General features: G+C 67.3%; 14 protein-coding genes, 1 pseudogene and 2 riboswitches. Of the genes and pseudogenes, 10 read left to right on the forward strand and 5 right to left on the reverse strand.

All coding sequences use genetic code 11. The features are described 5' to 3' along the window. Window positions 1-162: 162 nt before the first annotated feature. Entirely contained in the window at window positions 163-1,953 is a 1,791-nt protein-coding gene (locus tag ACOZHM_RS20505; RefSeq protein WP_421571195.1) for an endonuclease, read from the reverse strand. A 347-nt stretch (window positions 1,954-2,300) separates the two neighbouring features. Between ACOZHM_RS20505 and ACOZHM_RS20510 the strand changes: the two genes are divergently transcribed. Next, window positions 2,301-2,588, forward strand: coding sequence for a co-chaperone GroES (locus tag ACOZHM_RS20510; protein ID WP_421571196.1), 288 nt, complete (start codon window positions 2,301-2,303; stop codon window positions 2,586-2,588). Between the two features lie 113 nt (window positions 2,589-2,701). Then, entirely contained in the window at window positions 2,702-4,351 is a 1,650-nt protein-coding gene (groL, locus tag ACOZHM_RS20515; RefSeq protein WP_421571197.1) for a chaperonin GroEL, read from the forward strand. A 79-nt stretch (window positions 4,352-4,430) separates the two neighbouring features. On the opposite strand, the gene ACOZHM_RS20520 is transcribed toward groL, so the two are convergent. After that, complete coding sequence (locus ACOZHM_RS20520) at window positions 4,431-5,594, reverse strand: serine hydrolase domain-containing protein (RefSeq protein WP_421571198.1); 1,164 nt, start codon at window positions 5,592-5,594, stop codon at window positions 4,431-4,433. 345 nt (window positions 5,595-5,939) lie between these two features. On the opposite strand from ACOZHM_RS20520, the gene ACOZHM_RS20525 reads away from it, so the two are divergent. Next, the gene (locus ACOZHM_RS20525; protein ID WP_421571199.1) at window positions 5,940-7,013 is read left to right on the forward strand and encodes a 3-deoxy-7-phosphoheptulonate synthase; all 1,074 of its coding nucleotides are present in this window, start codon (window positions 5,940-5,942) and stop codon (window positions 7,011-7,013) included. Window positions 7,014-7,164: 151 nt separating this feature from the next. Next, the gene (locus tag ACOZHM_RS20530; RefSeq protein ID WP_421571200.1) at window positions 7,165-7,395 is read left to right on the forward strand and encodes a hypothetical protein; all 231 of its coding nucleotides are present in this window, start codon (window positions 7,165-7,167) and stop codon (window positions 7,393-7,395) included. A 90-nt stretch (window positions 7,396-7,485) separates the two neighbouring features. Here the strand turns inward: ACOZHM_RS20530 and ACOZHM_RS20535 are convergent, their stop codons facing one another. Next, window positions 7,486-8,103 (reverse strand): trimeric intracellular cation channel family protein, encoded by a 618-nt coding sequence (locus tag ACOZHM_RS20535; protein WP_421571201.1) that lies wholly within the window; start codon window positions 8,101-8,103, stop codon window positions 7,486-7,488. A gap of 89 nt (window positions 8,104-8,192) precedes the next feature. Next, window positions 8,193-8,283, reverse strand: a riboswitch (glycine riboswitch). A gap of 20 nt (window positions 8,284-8,303) precedes the next feature. Continuing rightward, window positions 8,304-8,386: riboswitch (glycine riboswitch) on the reverse strand. A 23-nt stretch (window positions 8,387-8,409) separates the two neighbouring features. Between ACOZHM_RS20535 and ACOZHM_RS20540 the strand changes: the two genes are divergently transcribed. The 3 genes from ACOZHM_RS20540 to ACOZHM_RS20550 all read left to right on the forward strand — a co-directional run bounded on the left by ACOZHM_RS20540 (window position 8,410) and on the right by ACOZHM_RS20550 (window position 9,517). Beyond that, complete coding sequence (locus tag ACOZHM_RS20540; protein ID WP_421571202.1) at window positions 8,410-8,706, forward strand: GIY-YIG nuclease family protein; 297 nt, start codon at window positions 8,410-8,412, stop codon at window positions 8,704-8,706. Between the two features lie 119 nt (window positions 8,707-8,825). Then, entirely contained in the window at window positions 8,826-9,170 is a 345-nt protein-coding gene (locus ACOZHM_RS20545) for a ribonuclease E inhibitor RraB (RefSeq protein ID WP_421571203.1), read from the forward strand. Window positions 9,171-9,187: 17 nt separating this feature from the next. Then, a complete protein-coding gene (locus ACOZHM_RS20550; protein WP_421571204.1) occupies window positions 9,188-9,517 on the forward strand; it encodes a hypothetical protein in 330 nt (109 codons plus the stop codon). A 50-nt stretch (window positions 9,518-9,567) separates the two neighbouring features. Here ACOZHM_RS20550 and ACOZHM_RS20555 read toward each other — a convergent pair whose 3' ends face one another. Then, window positions 9,568-10,860 (reverse strand): NAD(P)/FAD-dependent oxidoreductase, encoded by a 1,293-nt coding sequence (locus tag ACOZHM_RS20555; RefSeq protein WP_421571205.1) that lies wholly within the window; start codon window positions 10,858-10,860, stop codon window positions 9,568-9,570. A gap of 133 nt (window positions 10,861-10,993) precedes the next feature. On the opposite strand from ACOZHM_RS20555, the gene ACOZHM_RS20560 reads away from it, so the two are divergent. Together ACOZHM_RS20560 and ACOZHM_RS20565 are read left to right on the forward strand one after the other, a co-directional pair. Continuing rightward, entirely contained in the window at window positions 10,994-11,740 is a 747-nt protein-coding gene (locus tag ACOZHM_RS20560; RefSeq protein WP_421571206.1) for an NYN domain-containing protein, read from the forward strand. A 56-nt stretch (window positions 11,741-11,796) separates the two neighbouring features. Then, window positions 11,797-12,417 carry a glutathione S-transferase family protein gene (locus tag ACOZHM_RS20565; RefSeq protein ID WP_421571207.1) on the forward strand — a complete coding sequence of 207 codons (621 nt, stop codon included), beginning with the start codon at window positions 11,797-11,799 and terminating at the stop codon, window positions 12,415-12,417. Window positions 12,418-12,526: 109 nt separating this feature from the next. Here the strand turns inward: ACOZHM_RS20565 and ACOZHM_RS20570 are convergent, their stop codons facing one another. Beyond that, window positions 12,527-14,758, reverse strand: a complete 2,232-nt coding sequence (locus tag ACOZHM_RS20570; protein ID WP_421571208.1) for a primosomal protein N' — start codon at window positions 14,756-14,758, stop codon at window positions 12,527-12,529. Between the two features lie 437 nt (window positions 14,759-15,195). Between ACOZHM_RS20570 and ACOZHM_RS20575 the strand changes: the two are divergent. After that, a pseudogene (locus tag ACOZHM_RS20575) lies at window positions 15,196-15,952 on the forward strand (hypothetical protein); the annotation flags it as partial.

Raw genomic sequence — 15,952 nt, forward strand, 5'->3', positions numbered from 1 at the left:
GGGGGGGGTTGGTGGTCAAAAAAATTAACGGGGCCCGGCGTCCCTAAACCCCCCCTTTTTAATTCCACCCCCCCCCCCGCCCCCCGGCCGCCCCCCCCCGCCCCCCCCCCGACACGGGTCAGACGCGGTGGCGCCGGCCTCTGGCCGGCGCCTGCAAACGCATCAATTCGCCAACTGGCAGGTTGCCGGCTGGGCCGAGGTGAACAGGGCCGGGGTGGCCCACTCGGGGTGGTCGATGAACGGGTTGCGGTTGCCCTGGAAGCTGTAGATCACTTCATTGCGGGCACGTTCGGCCGCATCCGGCGGGTCGGACAGGTGCCAGTCGATCAGGGTCGAGAGCAGGCCCATGTAGGCCGGCGAGCTGGAGGTCTTGACGATCTTGCTGCGGTCGTCGGTCAGCTCCAGGTCCGGTTCGGATTGGCCGGTGGCCGCGTCCTTGCCGCCCTCATAACGGATGGCCATGTACATCACCGCACGCGCCATGTCGCCCTTGCGACGCCCCCATACCTCGAAGGTGCCGGTGTTGCCGTCCGGGGTGCGCACCCAGTTGGAGTTGCCCGGGTAGCCACCGCTGCCACCGCCCTGGCCGTTGTTGGCCTCGGTGGCACGCTCGCCGCAGTTGCTGTCGCACTTGGCGAACGGCTTGTTGCCGCGGTCGGCGTTCCACTGGGCATCGGTCAGGTACAGCATGTGCGTGTCGGTGTACGGGGCGTACGGCAGGCCCTTGTCGCCGGTGGTGCTGGCAAAGCCCAGCGAGTTCGGCCAGGTGTGCTCGCGGTTGTAGGTCAGCCCGCTGCCGGTGCCTGCGCGGTCGCTCACCTTGGCGTAGCTGCGGTTGCGGTAGGCGTCCAGGATGCGGCCGCTGTTGTTGGGATCCTCGTCGGCGATTTCCAGGATGGTCCAGGTGCTGGTGCCCGAGCCGCTGTAGGGGTAGGAGGTATGGCCCTTGATGGTGGCGTGCAGCGAGCAGCGCAGCTGGCTGGGGCTGGAGGTGTTGACCTTGGAATAGTAGGTGCCCGGATCCGGGTCGGGCCCCGGGCCGGGGTCGGTACCGCCGCTGGCCACGGTGAAGGCGATGCGGGTGTCGGCGGCCGGGCGTGCGCCCTGCGCGTCCTTGATGCGGGCGGCGCGGATGTCGAACCGGCAGGCCTCACCGGCCACCAGCGCGGTGTTGGTGGACAGCGTGAAGCGGGTGCCGCTGCTGGCGTGGGTGAGCGGCACCGTGCCGGACTGGCCGCAGCTCAGCGTGAACGCACCGCTGGTGACGGTCACCGTTTCACTGAAGGTCACGGCCAGATCGGCGGCGGCCGGGAAGGTCGTGGCGCCCTGTTCGGGGGTGGTGGTGCTCACCGACGGCGGGGTGTTGGGCCCGGTGCTGCCGCCACCGCTGAAGGTCTGGCCGGTGTTGCAGGCGCCGAAGGTCTGCGCGGCCGAGGCGGCCCAGGTGAAGTGCGCGTACTGGCTGCCGCTGCCGGTGAGCTGCAGCGAGGTGCCCGGCGCGGTGCTGTTGGTCTCGCTGACCGGAATGTTCTGGCTGGTCAGCCCGGCGGCCGGGCCGCCCGAGGCGGTGATGGTGCCTTCATAGCTGATGAACTGGACGACCTTGCCGCTGCCATCGACCAGCGCGATGCCGTCGTTGGGACCGTTCTGCACGCCGTTGGTGGGGTAGGTGACCGTGGCGACGCTGGCCTTGCCGCAGCCGGCGGCGGTGCCGGCCGGGACCGCGTTGTTGGCGTAGACCGTGGCGGCCGACGGGGTGCTGCCGTTGTACAGGTACAGGCGGTAGCTGCCGAGGTCCTCGCCCCCGGTGGCGACCACTTCGATGGCCTCGCCCACGTCCCCGGCGGCGGTGCTGTCGTCGTAATGCAGTTCATTGATGAAAACGTCGGCCTGGGCGGGGCTGGCAGCCAATGCCAGCAGGCACCCCAGCGATAGCGGTGTGAGCAACCTCATCTACAGCTCCTTGTGATTGGGTTTTGCCGGCCGAATCTAGCCAATCCAGATGACACATCTATCGAGATGTCGTGATCGGCACTCCGCAATGGGACGTGCGTCAAGAAATTGGCGGATGAATAGCGGGGGTCTTGGCCGCCGGGGGCGATGCGCCGGCTCCGGGGCCCGGACTGGCCCACCGCCGGACAGAAATTTCCCGGCGGCCCCTTGAAAGGGCGGGCGGCAGCACCATCTCTGCCCTGTCCCGCACTGGCGGGTTTTTTCACGAGCGTTGCTGGCAGTCACCCTGGGTGAGTGCTAATATCGCCGGACTTTTTCAGCCCAATCAATAACTTAAGAGGTCCCACATGAGCATCAAGCCGCTTCACGACCGCGTCGTGGTCAAGCCGATCGAAGCCGACGAAATCTCCGCCGGCGGCATCCTCATCCCCGACTCCGCCAAGGAAAAGTCGACCAAGGGTGAAGTTGTGGCCGTGGGCCCGGGCAAGCCGCTGGACAACGGCAGCGTCCGCGCGCCGTCCCTGAAGGTGGGCGACAAGGTCATCTACGGCCAGTACGCCGGCAGCAGCTACAAGAGCGAAGGCGTGGAATACAAGGTCCTGCGCGAAGACGACATCCTGGCCATCGTTGGCTGATTCGCCTCGCGGGGCACTGCCCCGCCGCTGACTCGTAGAGCGGGGCTCTGCCCCGCTGCCCAGATCAATGTCGCCGGGCACTGCCCGGCAATCACATAAAAAGGTAAACGCACATGGCTGCCAAAGATATTCGTTTCGGTGAAGACGCCCGTTCGCGCATGGTGCGCGGCGTCAACGTGCTCGCCAATGCCGTCAAGGCCACCCTGGGCCCGAAGGGCCGCAACGTCGTGCTGCAGAAGAGCTTCGGCGCCCCGACCATCACCAAGGACGGCGTGTCCGTCGCCAAGGAAATCGAACTGGCTGATGCGTTCGAGAACATGGGCGCGCAGATGGTGAAGGAAGTCGCGTCGCGTACCAACGACGACGCCGGCGACGGCACCACCACCGCCACCGTGCTGGCCCAGGCCCTGATCCGCGAAGGCGCCAAGGCCGTTGCGGCCGGCATGAACCCGATGGACCTCAAGCGCGGTATCGACAAGGCCGTCGTGGCCGCCGTCGCCGAGCTGAAGAACATCTCCAAGCCCACCGTCGACGACAAGGCCATTGCCCAGGTCGGCACGATCTCGGCCAACTCGGACGAGTCGATCGGCAACATCATCGCTGAAGCGATGAAGAAGGTCGGCAAGGAAGGCGTCATCACCGTCGAGGAAGGCTCGGGCCTGGAAAACGAGCTGGACGTCGTGGAGGGCATGCAGTTCGATCGCGGCTACCTCTCGCCGTACTTCGTCAACAACCAGCAGTCGCAGACCGCCGACCTGGATGACCCGTACATCCTGCTGTTCGACAAGAAGATCTCCAACGTCCGCGACCTGCTGCCCGTGCTGGAAGGCGTCGCCAAGGCCGGCAAGCCGCTGCTGATCGTCGCTGAAGAAGTCGAAGGCGAAGCGCTGGCCACCCTGGTGGTCAACACCATCCGTGGCATCGTCAAGGTCGTGGCCGTCAAGGCTCCGGGCTTCGGCGATCGTCGCAAGGCGATGCTGCAGGACATGGCCGTGCTGACCGGCGGCACCGTGATTTCCGAGGAAGTCGGCCTGTCGCTGGAGAAGGCCACCATCGCTGACCTGGGTCATGCGAAGAAGGTGCAGGTCTCCAAGGAAAACACCATCATCATCGACGGTGCCGGCAAGCAGGAAGACATCGCTGCGCGCGTGACCAACATCAAGGCGCAGATCGAAGAAACCTCGTCGGACTACGACCGTGAGAAGCTGCAGGAACGCGTGGCCAAGCTGGCCGGCGGTGTTGCCGTGATCAAGGTCGGCGCCTCGACCGAAATCGAAATGAAGGAAAAGAAGGACCGCGTCGACGACGCCCTGCACGCTACCCGTGCAGCCGTTGAAGAAGGCGTGGTCCCGGGCGGCGGCGTCGCCCTGGTGCGTGCCGTCAGCGCGCTGTCCGGCCTGAAGGGCAACAACGAAGACCAGAACCACGGCATCCAGATCGCCCTGCGCGCGATGGAAGCCCCGCTGCGCGAAATCGTTGCCAACGCCGGCGAAGAGCCGTCGGTCATCGTCAACAAGGTCAAGGAAGGCACCGGCAGCTTCGGCTACAACGCCGCCACCGGTGAGTTCGGCGACATGCTGGCCTTCGGCATCCTGGACCCGACCAAGGTGACCCGTTCGGCGCTGCAGAACGCCGCTTCGATCGCTGGCCTGATGATCACCACCGAAGCCATGGTGGCCGATTCGCCGAAGAAGGATGACGGCGCCGGTGCAGCAGGCGGCGGTATGGGCGGTATGGGTGGCATGGGCGGCATGGACTTCTGATGCCACTGCCAGCGTTCGGCTGGCACCCATCGGTCCGATGAAAAACCCCGCCGAAAGGCGGGGTTTTTTTTGTTGTCCCTCACTCCACGAACGTCTTGTTGCCGTATTCCCACGTCCATGGCGCGCCGGTCTCACCCAACACCAGGCGCACCAGCGCGGGGAACGCGGCCTCGGCGCGCACATCGTTGCCCAGGATCACCACGCAGCGCTGCCCGCGTTCGACGCACACCAGCGTGTTGCCTACCGCATCATCGTGGCCGCCCTTGTAGAACGCATGCCCCTGCGGGCCGTCGAACACCACTACGCCCAGCCCTGCGGCGAGGTCGGCACGGCGCTGTTCCGGTGGCAGCTCGTCCTGCAGGGTGGGGAACTGCGAGGCGGTGGTGATCGGCCACTGCGCACGTACCATCTCGCGTCTCGCACCGGGCGAAAGCCCTTCGCCCCGAACCAGCCCGGCAGCGAAACGCGCGATGTCGGTGATCGTGGTGTCCATCGACCCGGCCGCACGCACGCGGCTGCGTTCGTCATGCGGCTCGGTGCTGCCGTCTGCAGTCCAGCCATCGGCCAGGTTGTCCGCGAAGTCCGCACGCCAGGTCATGCTGGTACGGGTCATGCCGAAGCGGTCGAACACGCGCTGCTGCATCTGGCTGCCCACGTCCAGGCCAAGTCCCTTCTCCAGGACGAACTGCAGCAGGATCAAACCCTCGCCGGAATAGGCATAGCGCGTGCCGGGGTCGAAATGCAGGCGCAGTTTTCCCTCCGGTTCCAGGAATGCGAAGTTGGAGAAACCGCTGCGGTGACTGAGCAGCATGCGCGCGGTGAGCTGCCGCCAGCGTGGGTCGTCCTTCAGATCCGGCCACGGTGCGTAGCTTTTCTCGGCAGGGTAGTCGGGCAGCGGACGGTCCAGGTACTCGCCGATGGGGCGGTCCAGGTCCAGCACGCCTTCATCCACCAGCTGCATCACGCTATAGGCAAAGGCAGTCTTGGTCAGCGACGCGGCATACATGACGGTGTCGGGCTGCAGCGGCTCGCCGGCCGCATTGCGGTTCCCCAGAGCATGGACCTGCACGACCTTGCCGCGATCGATGACGGCCAGCGCGAGACCCTGTGCGTGGGTGGCCCGCATCAGGCGCTGCATCTCTGCTTCGACGGCAGATGCGGAAGGCAACACGGCAGGTGAATCAGCAGCGAGCGCTGCCGAGGCAGGCAACAACAGGGAGAGCATCAGGACGAACGGGCGCATGCACGGCACTCCTCCAGGACTCGCCCCGCATCCTACCGGCCGCATGTGCGCTCACCAGCGCCGAAAGTCATGCCGCCCAATGGCGTCCGGTGGTGGGTGAATGCCACCCCGCAGTTGCGAATGAAACAGTTGGCAGCCCCAAACCCCTGTGATATCAATACGCCTCAATGAACGCACGCCACGCCAATTCCTACTTTTGGTATTACTTTCCGAAGCCACCGGCGGAGGAAGGCATGCGCTCACCCTGAAGAAACTTCAGACGCATTCCCGAAAGCCGCCAGCGCACCTGGCGGCTTTTTTGTTGCCGCCGCGCTGGGGACCCCCACCTTCCAGGAGACACCCCCCATGCCCCCCCACACCGACGACCTTCGCATCCGAAAAATCGAGCCGCTCACGCCGCCGGCGCAGCTGCTGACCCTGCTGCCCTGCGACGATGAAGCGTCTGCCACGGTAAGCGCCTCGCGCGCCGCCCTGCACGAGATTCTGCACGGCCGCGACGACCGCCTGGCCGTGGTGATCGGCCCGTGCTCGATCCACGACCCGGTGGCCGCCATCGAATACGCACAGCGGCTCAAGCCGCTGCGTGACGCCTACGCCGACGAGCTGGAAATCGTCATGCGCGTGTACTTCGAGAAGCCGCGCACCACCGTGGGCTGGAAGGGCCTGATCAACGATCCGGACCTGGATGGCAGCTTCCAGATCAACAAGGGCCTGCGCGTTGCGCGCGGCCTGCTGCGCGACATCAACAAGCTTGGACTGCCGGCCGGTGTGGAATTCCTCGACGTGATCTCGCCGCAGTACATCGCCGACCTGGTGGCCTGGGGCGCGATCGGTGCGCGCACCACCGAAAGCCAGGTGCACCGCGAACTGGCCTCCGGGCTATCGTGCCCGGTAGGCTTCAAGAACGGCACCGACGGCAACATCAAGATCGCCGCCGATGCGGTGGGCGCGGCCTCCAACCCGCATCACTTCCTGTCGGTGACCAAGCAGGGCGACACCGCCATTGTGGCCACCGCCGGCAACCCGGACTGCCACGTGATCCTGCGCGGCGGCAAGGTGCCCAACTTCGACGCGGCCAGTGTGGATGCCGCCAGCCAGACCCTGGCCAAGGCGCAGTTGCCGGCGCGGCTGATGATCGATGCCAGCCATGCCAACAGCAGCAAGAATCCCGAGAACCAGCCCAAGGTAATCGCCGATATCAACGCGCAGCTGGCGGCGGGCGAGGACCGCATCGTGGGTGTCATGGTGGAAAGCCATCTGGTGGCCGGCCGCCAGGACCTGGTCGAGGGCGAACCGCTGGTCTACGGCCAGAGCATCACCGACGGCTGCATCGGCTGGGACAGCTCGCTGGCCGTGCTCGAATCGCTGGCCCAGGCAGTACGTGCGCGTCGCGCGCGCCGGCTGAGCGAAGCAGCCTGACCCCAGGCCGCCGTAGAGCGGGGCTCTGCCCCGCTACACGACACCGCACCTACTGAAAATGCCGGTTCTGCCAATAAAATCAATTGGTTGGATTTTCCGCTGTCACGCACACTGTCGGCCTGCCTTGAGTTCTTGACGGAGTGTGTCTGCGATGAACACAAATGAAGAGTGGTTGTCAGATCGTCCCGCGGGCACGACCAGCAACGTCTTGGCGATCCGCGTGCCTGCAAAAAGAGGCGCGCCCGACCGACACGCGGATCAGACCCAGTTCGTGCTGAGCACTGATAACCTGCGGCGCTTCAACGCTGCACTTGGTGCATCCCTCGAAGACAATGCGGCCATCTGTCGCCTGCTGAGCTACAAGGCGCCTTGGGACCGCTGAGCACGGACGAAGCCACACGCCACATGAGAAGGTCACCGGACTAACAGTCCGGTGCTACCGTTCGTGTATCGCGACAAGGCGCATTGATTCTCAATGCACCTCGTCGCGGTACACGAACTTTGGCATCTCCCACTTGAAGTGGATCGCCAGCAGCCGGAACGCGAAGCCGCCGCCCAGGCACCACAGGGTGGCGGCGTTGAGCGAGACACCCAGTTCCAGCAGGCCCAGCCAGGCCGCGCCGGTCAGCAGGGTGATCACTGCATAGAGTTCCTTCTGGAAAATCAGCGGCACTTCGTTGCACAGCACGTCGCGCAGCACGCCGCCGAACGCACCGGTAAGCATGCCGGCGATCAGCACGATCGGCACCGAATGCCCGCCGTCGCGCGCGACCGCGCAGCCGATCAGCGTGAAGGCGATCAGTCCCAGACCATCCAGCACCAGGAAGGTGCGGCGGAAGTGGTGCATCCAGCGCGCGATCCAGGTGGCGATCAGGGCGGCGCAGATGGTGAAGCCCAGGTACTCCGGGTGCTTCACCCAGCCCAGCGGGTAATGGCCGAGCACGATGTCGCGCAGTGAACCGCCGCCCAGGGCGGTGACGCAGGCGATGATCACCACGCCGAACAGGTCCATGCGCCGCCGCCCGGCGGACAGCGCCCCGGTCATGGCTTCGGCGGAAATGGCGATGAGGTAGATCAGTGACAGCAGCATGGGCGGCTCCGGGTACGGCACAGGCGGGGACGGAACGCGCACGGGCCACGCCAGCGCCGTAGCACTGTCGCAGGGTGGGATTCCGTTGCCGCTCCCGCTGTCCTTTTGCCTGAGAGTTCAGTGGCCAGGCCACGTGCCCCTTCGGCGGGTCATTGAAGACCTCTCTCCAGATCGGCGTGTTGGATGCATGGTTGGTGGCGTATCGAGCCACCGGCCTGAGCGATTATGGGAGCCTGCGCCTTCGGCGGGCGCCAGCGCGGCGCCTCTCTCCTGCATCCGGGGCGGATTCTAGCAGCCAGCGCCGCCATGGAGGTGGATAATCCCGGTATGCCCGCTGAACCCGCCCCCTGGTACGTCTACCTGCTGGAATGCCGCAACGGCAGCTACTACGCCGGCATCAGCAACGACGTGGACGCCCGCTTCCAGGCCCACCTGGCCGGCAAGGGCGCGCGCTACACGCGGGCAAACCCGCCGCTGAGGGTGTTGGCCATGCGCGCCTACCCGGATCGCTCAGCGGCGTCGAAGGCCGAATGCGAACTCAAGCGGCAGCCACGCGACCGCAAGCTCGCCTGGCTGCAGGCGATTGCGGAGCCGCCCGGGTGAGCGTGCTCGGCAGTGCACTCACGGCAGCGGTAGCGGTGCTCCTGCTGCCCACCGGAATTGACTGCTGAGCGGTGCGACATGGGAAGATCGCGTTGTCCCCCTGCCGCCACTGGAAACCCATGTCACGCGACCTCACGCAGTACCCCGAAGACGAGAACGGCGACGTGCTGTGGAAGATGCTGCAGGACGGGGATGACCTCTCCATCGCGCGGGAGGTCGATTTCGCGGTGATCTTCCCCGATGAAGAGGCCGCCATCCGTTTCTCGGTGCACCTGCTCCGCAACGAACAGAAGGTGTCGCTCTCTGCCTACGAAGGCAACGACGACTTCCCCTGGCAGGTGCTGGTGCATCCGCTGATGGTGCCGACCCACGACAACGTTGCCGGGTTCGAAGCGTTGCTGGAATCGGAGGCGGCCAAATTCGAGGGCCGCATCGACGGCTGGGGCTGCATGGTGCAGGACTGAGCCCCGGTCGGCATGCCATGACCCTCAACGACAGCGACAAGGCCCGGGCAATGCTGGGCAAGACGGTGCTTGCCGGCATCACTTACCTGGATGCCGACGGCAACGCGCTGGAGCATCGCCAGTTCGCGGGCGAAGTGCTGCGCATCAACGACGACGAGGGCGTGGTGCTGGCCAGCGCGGTGGACGGCGAGGAACTGTTCCTGCCGCCCACGCTGGACCACTACACGCCAGCCGCACCGGGCGATTACACCTTGCGCTCGATAGCGCTGACGATCAGCAACCCGGATTACCTGTGTACCTGGGACGTGCATCTGGCGCGTGGCAATGACGCCGACGTGGGCGAGTGAATGCTGCAGCGTGATCTGAACGACAGCGACGCATGGCGTCGCTCTACGAATCAGCGTTCTTCGTTGCCGCGTACCCGCCGGTCCTCCTGGTCATCGCCAAAGATGATCCGCGCGCTGCGCTGGTAGCTCCAGTACGCCACCGCCCAGTTGAGCAGCACCACGATGCGGTTGCGGAAGCCGATCAGGAAGAACACGTGTGCGGCCAGCCAGAACCACCAGGCCAGCACGCCGGACAGCTGCAACCGCCCAAGGTGGACGATGGCCGCCATGCGGCCAATGGTGGCGAGGTTGCCGAAGTCCTGGTACGTGAACGCGCCCGGTGCCGGTTTGCCGTCCAGCCGCGCGCGCACGGTCGCGGCGACGTGCTTGCCCATCTGCTTGGCGGCCGGCGCCACGCCCGGTACGGGCTTGCCGTTGGCCTGGCTCAGCGCGGCCAGGTCGCCGGCCACGAAGATCTCGGGATGGCCTTCAATCGTCAGGTCGGGCTGCACCGGCACGCGCCCGGCGCGGTCCAGCGGCACCTCCAGCGTGCGCGCGAGCGGTGAGGCGGCCACGCCGGCGGCCCACACCACCGTGCGTGCGTCGATGAACTGTTCGCCCAGCTGGAAGCCGTTGCCGTTGATGTTGCTCACCGGCGTTCCGGTAAGGACTTCCACGCCGAGCTTCTCCAACTGGCGGCGCGCCTTCAGTGACAGCACCTCGGGGAAGCTGGACAACACCCGTGGGCCGGCTTCAACCAAGCGCACCTTGGCCGTGGCCGGGTCGATATGGCGGAACTCGTTGCGCAGCGTGTGGCGGGCGATTTCCGCCAGGGTGCCGGCCAGCTCCACCCCGGTGGGGCCGCCGCCAACCACGGCGAAGCTGAGCCAGGCGGCCTTGCGGACCGGATCGGGTTCAGCCTCGGCGCGCTCGAAGGCCAGCAGCAGTTTGCGGCGCAGCGCGATCGCATCGTCCAGTGTCTTCAGACCGGGCGCATCGGCCGCCCATTCGTCGTGACCGAAATAGGCGTGGGTGGCGCCGGTGCACAGCATCAGGGTGTCATAGCCCAGCTGATTGCCGTCGGCCAGCGTGATCTGGCGGGCATGCTTGTCGATGGCGGTGACTTCGCCCAGCCGCACTTCCACGTTGCGCTGGTGGCCGAGGATGTGCCGCAGCGGCGCGGCGATGTCGGGCGCGGACAGGCCGGCAGTGGCGACCTGATAGAGCAGGGGCTGGAACAGATGGTGGTTGCGACGGTCCACCAGGGTGATACGGACGCGCGCGCTGGCCAGTGCGCGGGTGGCCCATAGGCCGGCAAAACCGCCACCGATGATGACCAGGTGGGGCAGGGGATCGCGGGTCATGCAGGGACTCCGGACAGGGTCGACGCGACGTATCGTCGCACGTGAAGCACGATGTTCACGTGGATGACAGATACTGGGTTCAGCAGCCGTCGCGCTCGCACGGCGGCGGCCCGCAACCGCTCTGGAGGCTGAGATGAACGAACCGGAAAAGCGCATCGCGTTGCTGATCGATGCCGACAACGCGCCCTCGTCGAAGATCGACGTGGTGCTGGCCGAAGTGGCACGCTATGGCGTGGCCAATGTGCGCCGCGCCTACGGCAACTGGAAAAGCCCGCGGCTGAAAGGCTGGGAAGGCGTGCTGCACGAATACGCCATCCGCCCGATCCAGCAGTTCGCCTACAGCCGTGGCAAGAACGCGTCGGACATGGCGATGGTCATCGATGCGATGGACATGCTGTACGCGCGCAACCTGGATGGTTTCGCCATCGTCTCCAGCGATGCGGACTTCACGCCGCTGGTGATGCGGCTGCTGACCGATGGGGTGAAGGTGTACGGGTTCGGCGAGAAGAAAACCCCCGAGCCGTTCGTCAACGCCTGTTCGAAATTCACCTATCTCGAGGCATTGGGCCGGGGCCACGCCACCGATCCGGAGGTGGAGCAGGACAGCGAGGAAACCCGCCCGCGCAAGACCGGACCGGAGCTGCGCAGCGACACGCGCCTGGTGCAGATGCTGCGCCGCGCGGTGACCTCGGCCGAAGGTGAGGACGGCTGGTCGCACCTGGGCCCGGTCGGCAGCCAGATCGGCAACCAGGCCTCGTTCGACTCGCGCAACTATGGCTACAGCAAACTCAGCGAACTGCTGGCCGCCACCGGTCTGTTCGAGATGAAGAAGGACGGCAAGTCCACCTACGTACGCGCCCTGCCAAAAAAGGCGCGGTAAAAAAACACAGCAAAGGCGTATCGTAATCGCCGTTGTCAGACATCGGGAAAACCAACATGCTGAAGATCTGGGGCCGGCGCAATTCCAGCAACGTGCGCAAGGTGCTGTGGTGCGCGGAGGAAATCGGCCTGCCGTACGAGTCCATCGAAGTAGGCGGCCCGTTCGGCGGGACGCAGTCGCCGGAGTACGTGGCGATGAACCCCAATGGTCTGGTGCCGGTGATCGAAGACCACGGCCTGCCGCTGTGGGAATCCAACACCATCGTGCGTTACCTCGCCGCGCGTTACGCGCTGGGGTCGCTGTACCCCGAAGACGTGGTGGCGCGTGCCCAGGCCGAGAAGTGGATGGACTGGAGCACCTCGCGGATGGCGCCGCTGTACAGCGAACTGATCTGGGGCATCATGCGCACCGCGCCGGCCAACCGCGACGAGACCCGCATCAATGCCGCGATCAGCCGTGCCGGCGAGCTGCTGGGCATGGCGGACGCCACCTTGGCGCAACAACCGTGGTTGTCGGGCGAGCAGTTCGCGATGGGTGACATCCCGCTCGGCGCGCTGGTGTATGCCTGGTTCGAACTGCCGATCCAGCGCCCGGCGTTGCCGAATCTTGAGGCGTGGTACCAGCGCCTGCAGCAGCGCCCGGCATACGTCAAAGCGGTCATGACGCCGCTGACCTGACACCGCCATTCCGTCAGACGAGGAGCCCCCTTCGTGTTGAAGGGGCGCGCCACAGGCGCGGGGTTGAGGTGGAATGCGCGCCCGACGGATCTTTATTGAGGCGAACGCTTCAATAAAGATCCGTCGGATCCACATCCAGCGACCAGCGCACCTTGCGCGCCTGCGGCAACCCATGGATCTGCGGGGTGATCAGGTCCAGCACCGCGTGCAGGGGTCGCCGCGACGGCGCCGACAGCAGCAGCTGCGTGCGCTGGTAGCCCGCGCGACGCGGCATGGGCGCCGGCATCGGGCCGTAGCGTTCCACCGCCACGTCGTCCACGATCAGTTCGCGCACGGCGGTCAGCATCGCGTTGGCCTGCTCCACCTGCTGGGCTTCGGCACGCAGTAGCGCCAGGTGCGCGAACGGTGGGAAGCCGGCGGCCTCGCGCTGCTGCAGTTCGGCGTCGGCAAAGGCGTGGTAGCCCCCGTTGACCAGGGTTTCCAGCAGCGGGTGGCCGGGATGATGGGTCTGCAGCCAGACTTCGCCCGCATCGGTGGCGCGCCCGGCGCGGCCGGCCACCTGGATCAGCTGCTGGGCCAGCTTCTCGCTGGCGCGGAAGTCGGCCGAGAACAGCCCTTCGTCGATCCCGACCACCACCACCAGGGTCAGCTTGGGCAGGTCGTGCCCCTTGGCCAGGATCTGGGTGCCCACCAGGATGCCGGCGCGCTCGCCGAGCGTGGCCAGCTGGGTTTCCAGCGCATCGCGGCGCTGGGTGGTGCCGCGGTCGATACGGATCACCGGGTAGTCGGCGAAGGCTTCGACCAGGCGCTCTTCGAGGCGTTCGGTGCCGATACCCTGCGGCTGCAGCGCCAGGCTGGCGCAGTCCGGGCAGGCCATGGGCGCCGGCTGACGCGCGCCGCAGTGGTGGCATTGCAGGCGCCGGCCGCCGGCGTGCACGGTCATCGGTGCATCGCAGCGCTTGCAGGGGGCGGTCCAGCCGCAGTCGTGGCACAGCAGTACCGGCGCATAGCCGCGGCGGTTCTTGAACACCAGCACCTGGTGGCCGGCCTGCAGGTGCTGGCCGATGCCTTCCATGACTTCGGGCGACAAGCCGTCCTTCAGCGGGCGCTTGCGCACGTCCAGCACGCGCACGCGCGGCGGCCGCGCCTCGCCCGCGCGCTGCTTCAGGCGCAGGTGGGTGTAGCGGCCCGCGCGCGCGTTGTGCAGCGACTCCAGCGAGGGCGTGGCGCTGCCCAGCACCACCGGCACATCCAGTGCCTTGGCCCGCACCAGGGCGAAGTCGCGTGCGTGGTAGCGGATGCCGTCCTGCTGTTTGTAGCTGCCGTCGTGTTCCTCATCGATCACGATCAGCCCGGCGTTGGGCAAGGGAGTGAACACCGCCGAACGGGTGCCGACGATGACCTGCGCCTCGCCGCGTGCGGCGGCGGCCCAGACCCGGGCACGTTCGTTGTCGTTGAGGCCCGAATGCAGCACGTGCACCGGAATGCGCAGGCGGGTGCGGAAGCGCGCCAGCGTCTGCGGGGTGAGCCCGATCTCCGGCACCAGCACCAGCGCCTGCCGGCCGCGCGCCAGGCAGGCCACGATGGCCTGCAGGTACACCTCGGTCTTGCCGCTGCCGGTCACGCCATCGAGCAGGAACGCACCGAAGGCCGGCGTGGCGGTGATCGCCGCGATGGCGGCCGACTGTTCGGGGTTGGGCGTGGGACCGGGGCGGATGCCGGGCACCGCGGCGTTGTATTCCAGTGCGATGCGCTCGACCAGCCCGCGCTTGGCCAGCGCCCGGGCGGCCCCGCGCCAGTCTTCCATCGTCTCGTCCAGGCGGTCTTCGTCCACCGCGCCGTCGGCCAGCAGTCCGGCAAAGCGCTGCGGCCGGGTGCCCGCACGCAGGCGGTCACGCTGGTCGCGTCCGGCGGCGGTCAGCTGCCAGCCCCACCGATGGGTGTCGGCCACCGGGTCGCCGCGGCGCAGGGGGCCGGGCAGGGCGGTGCTGACCACCTCGCCCAGCGGCGCATGGGTATAACGCGCCAGCCACTGCAGCGACCGCCACAGTTCCCCGCCCAGCAGCGGTGCCTCGTCCAGCCACGCCAGCGCGGCGCGCAGGGTGTTGCCGTCGGCGACGGTGCCGATGCCGGCCACGATCCCGACGAGCTCGCGCGAGCCGAACGGCACCCGTACCCGGCGGCCGACCATGCCGGCATGCGGCGGCTCGCCGGGCGGAGCGGCGTAATCGAACCACTGCGGCAGCGGCAAGGGCAGGGCGACCTGCAGGCTGGCCGCGTCCGGGAGCGGGACCGGGGCGCTTTCCAGGGTCAGCGGGGGGGCTGGATCAGGCGGCAACATCGCCCCAGTGTAGCGGTCGGGCACCCCCGTGTTCAGCACACAGGACCTATCGCCGGGCGCCTTCGTGGAACCTAAATACCGGCTAAATATCTGAGGGCAGGGGAGATTCACTCTTATCCACATCTTCTGTGGATAAGTCTGTGTGCCAGTGCCGAAGTCCGAGCTGTTTGTCAGGGCATTCCGCAGCGTAGCCTAGGTTGGTCAAAAAATCGCCATACAATAAAATACAATTAAATCAACAACATAACTGTGAAACAAAGCTGACACACGCGTGGCCCCACCTTCACCCGCCTGTTTTGTGCCGTTTTTGTTGGTGCTGTGCACAACCTGCGGGGCCGCCATACGGTTGACGGCCGTAGCGTCTTCACGGACCACCCACATCGGCATGCCCGACTGATGCCGCAGTCGCTATCATTTCTGCAAATGATGGAGTTGCTATGACGGCTGCGAACGCCCCCGCTTCTACTACCGCAGCCGGCGCGCTGTCCGCCTTCCTGCGTGGCGTTGAACGCCGTGCCCTGGTCGTGGCCGAGCTGCAGTGCGGCGACCCCCCCATTGCCGAGCAGGCGCTGGTGGCGGTGATGCGCGCCTTCGCCGGGATCGCCAGCGACGTGCCCATGGCCCAGTGGCCGGACCGCTTCTGGATCCTGCTGGCCCACCGCACGCCGATCCGGGTACCGGCCGCCGGCGGCCAGTGGTCGCCCGGGTTGGCGCACCTGCCCACGCTGTCCCCGCCCGCGCGGTTGGCGCTGCTGCTGCGCATCGGCGGCGGGCTGGACGAGGCGGCGGCCGCCCAGATCCTCGACATGCCGGTGGCCGAGTACCAGCAGGCGCTCGCCGAGGCCTGCCCCCGCGATGCGCAGGGCCAGCCCGATGCGGCTGGCTGGCGGGCGCTGGCCGAACAGGTGCAGCAGCGCCTGCGCGACCTGCCCGCCGCACGCCTGCAGCGACTGCACCAGCCGGCACCCGCGCCGGCCCCGGGCAAGGACGCCACCTCCTGGCGCGCCCCCGCCGCGCCCGACCCCGCCCCGCGGCGCAGGCCGGCCCAGGGCCGTGGGGGGGGGGGGGGGGGGGGGGGGGGGGGGGGGGGGGGGGGGGGGGGGGGGGGGGGGGGGGGGGGGGGGGGGGGGGGGGGGGGGGGGCGCGCCCGGGGGGCCCCCCCCCCCCCCCCCCCCCCGCCCCCCCGGGGGCGCC

This window comes from Stenotrophomonas sp. PD6, from assembly GCF_049199305.1.
Lineage (GTDB): Bacteria > Pseudomonadota > Gammaproteobacteria > Xanthomonadales > Xanthomonadaceae > Stenotrophomonas.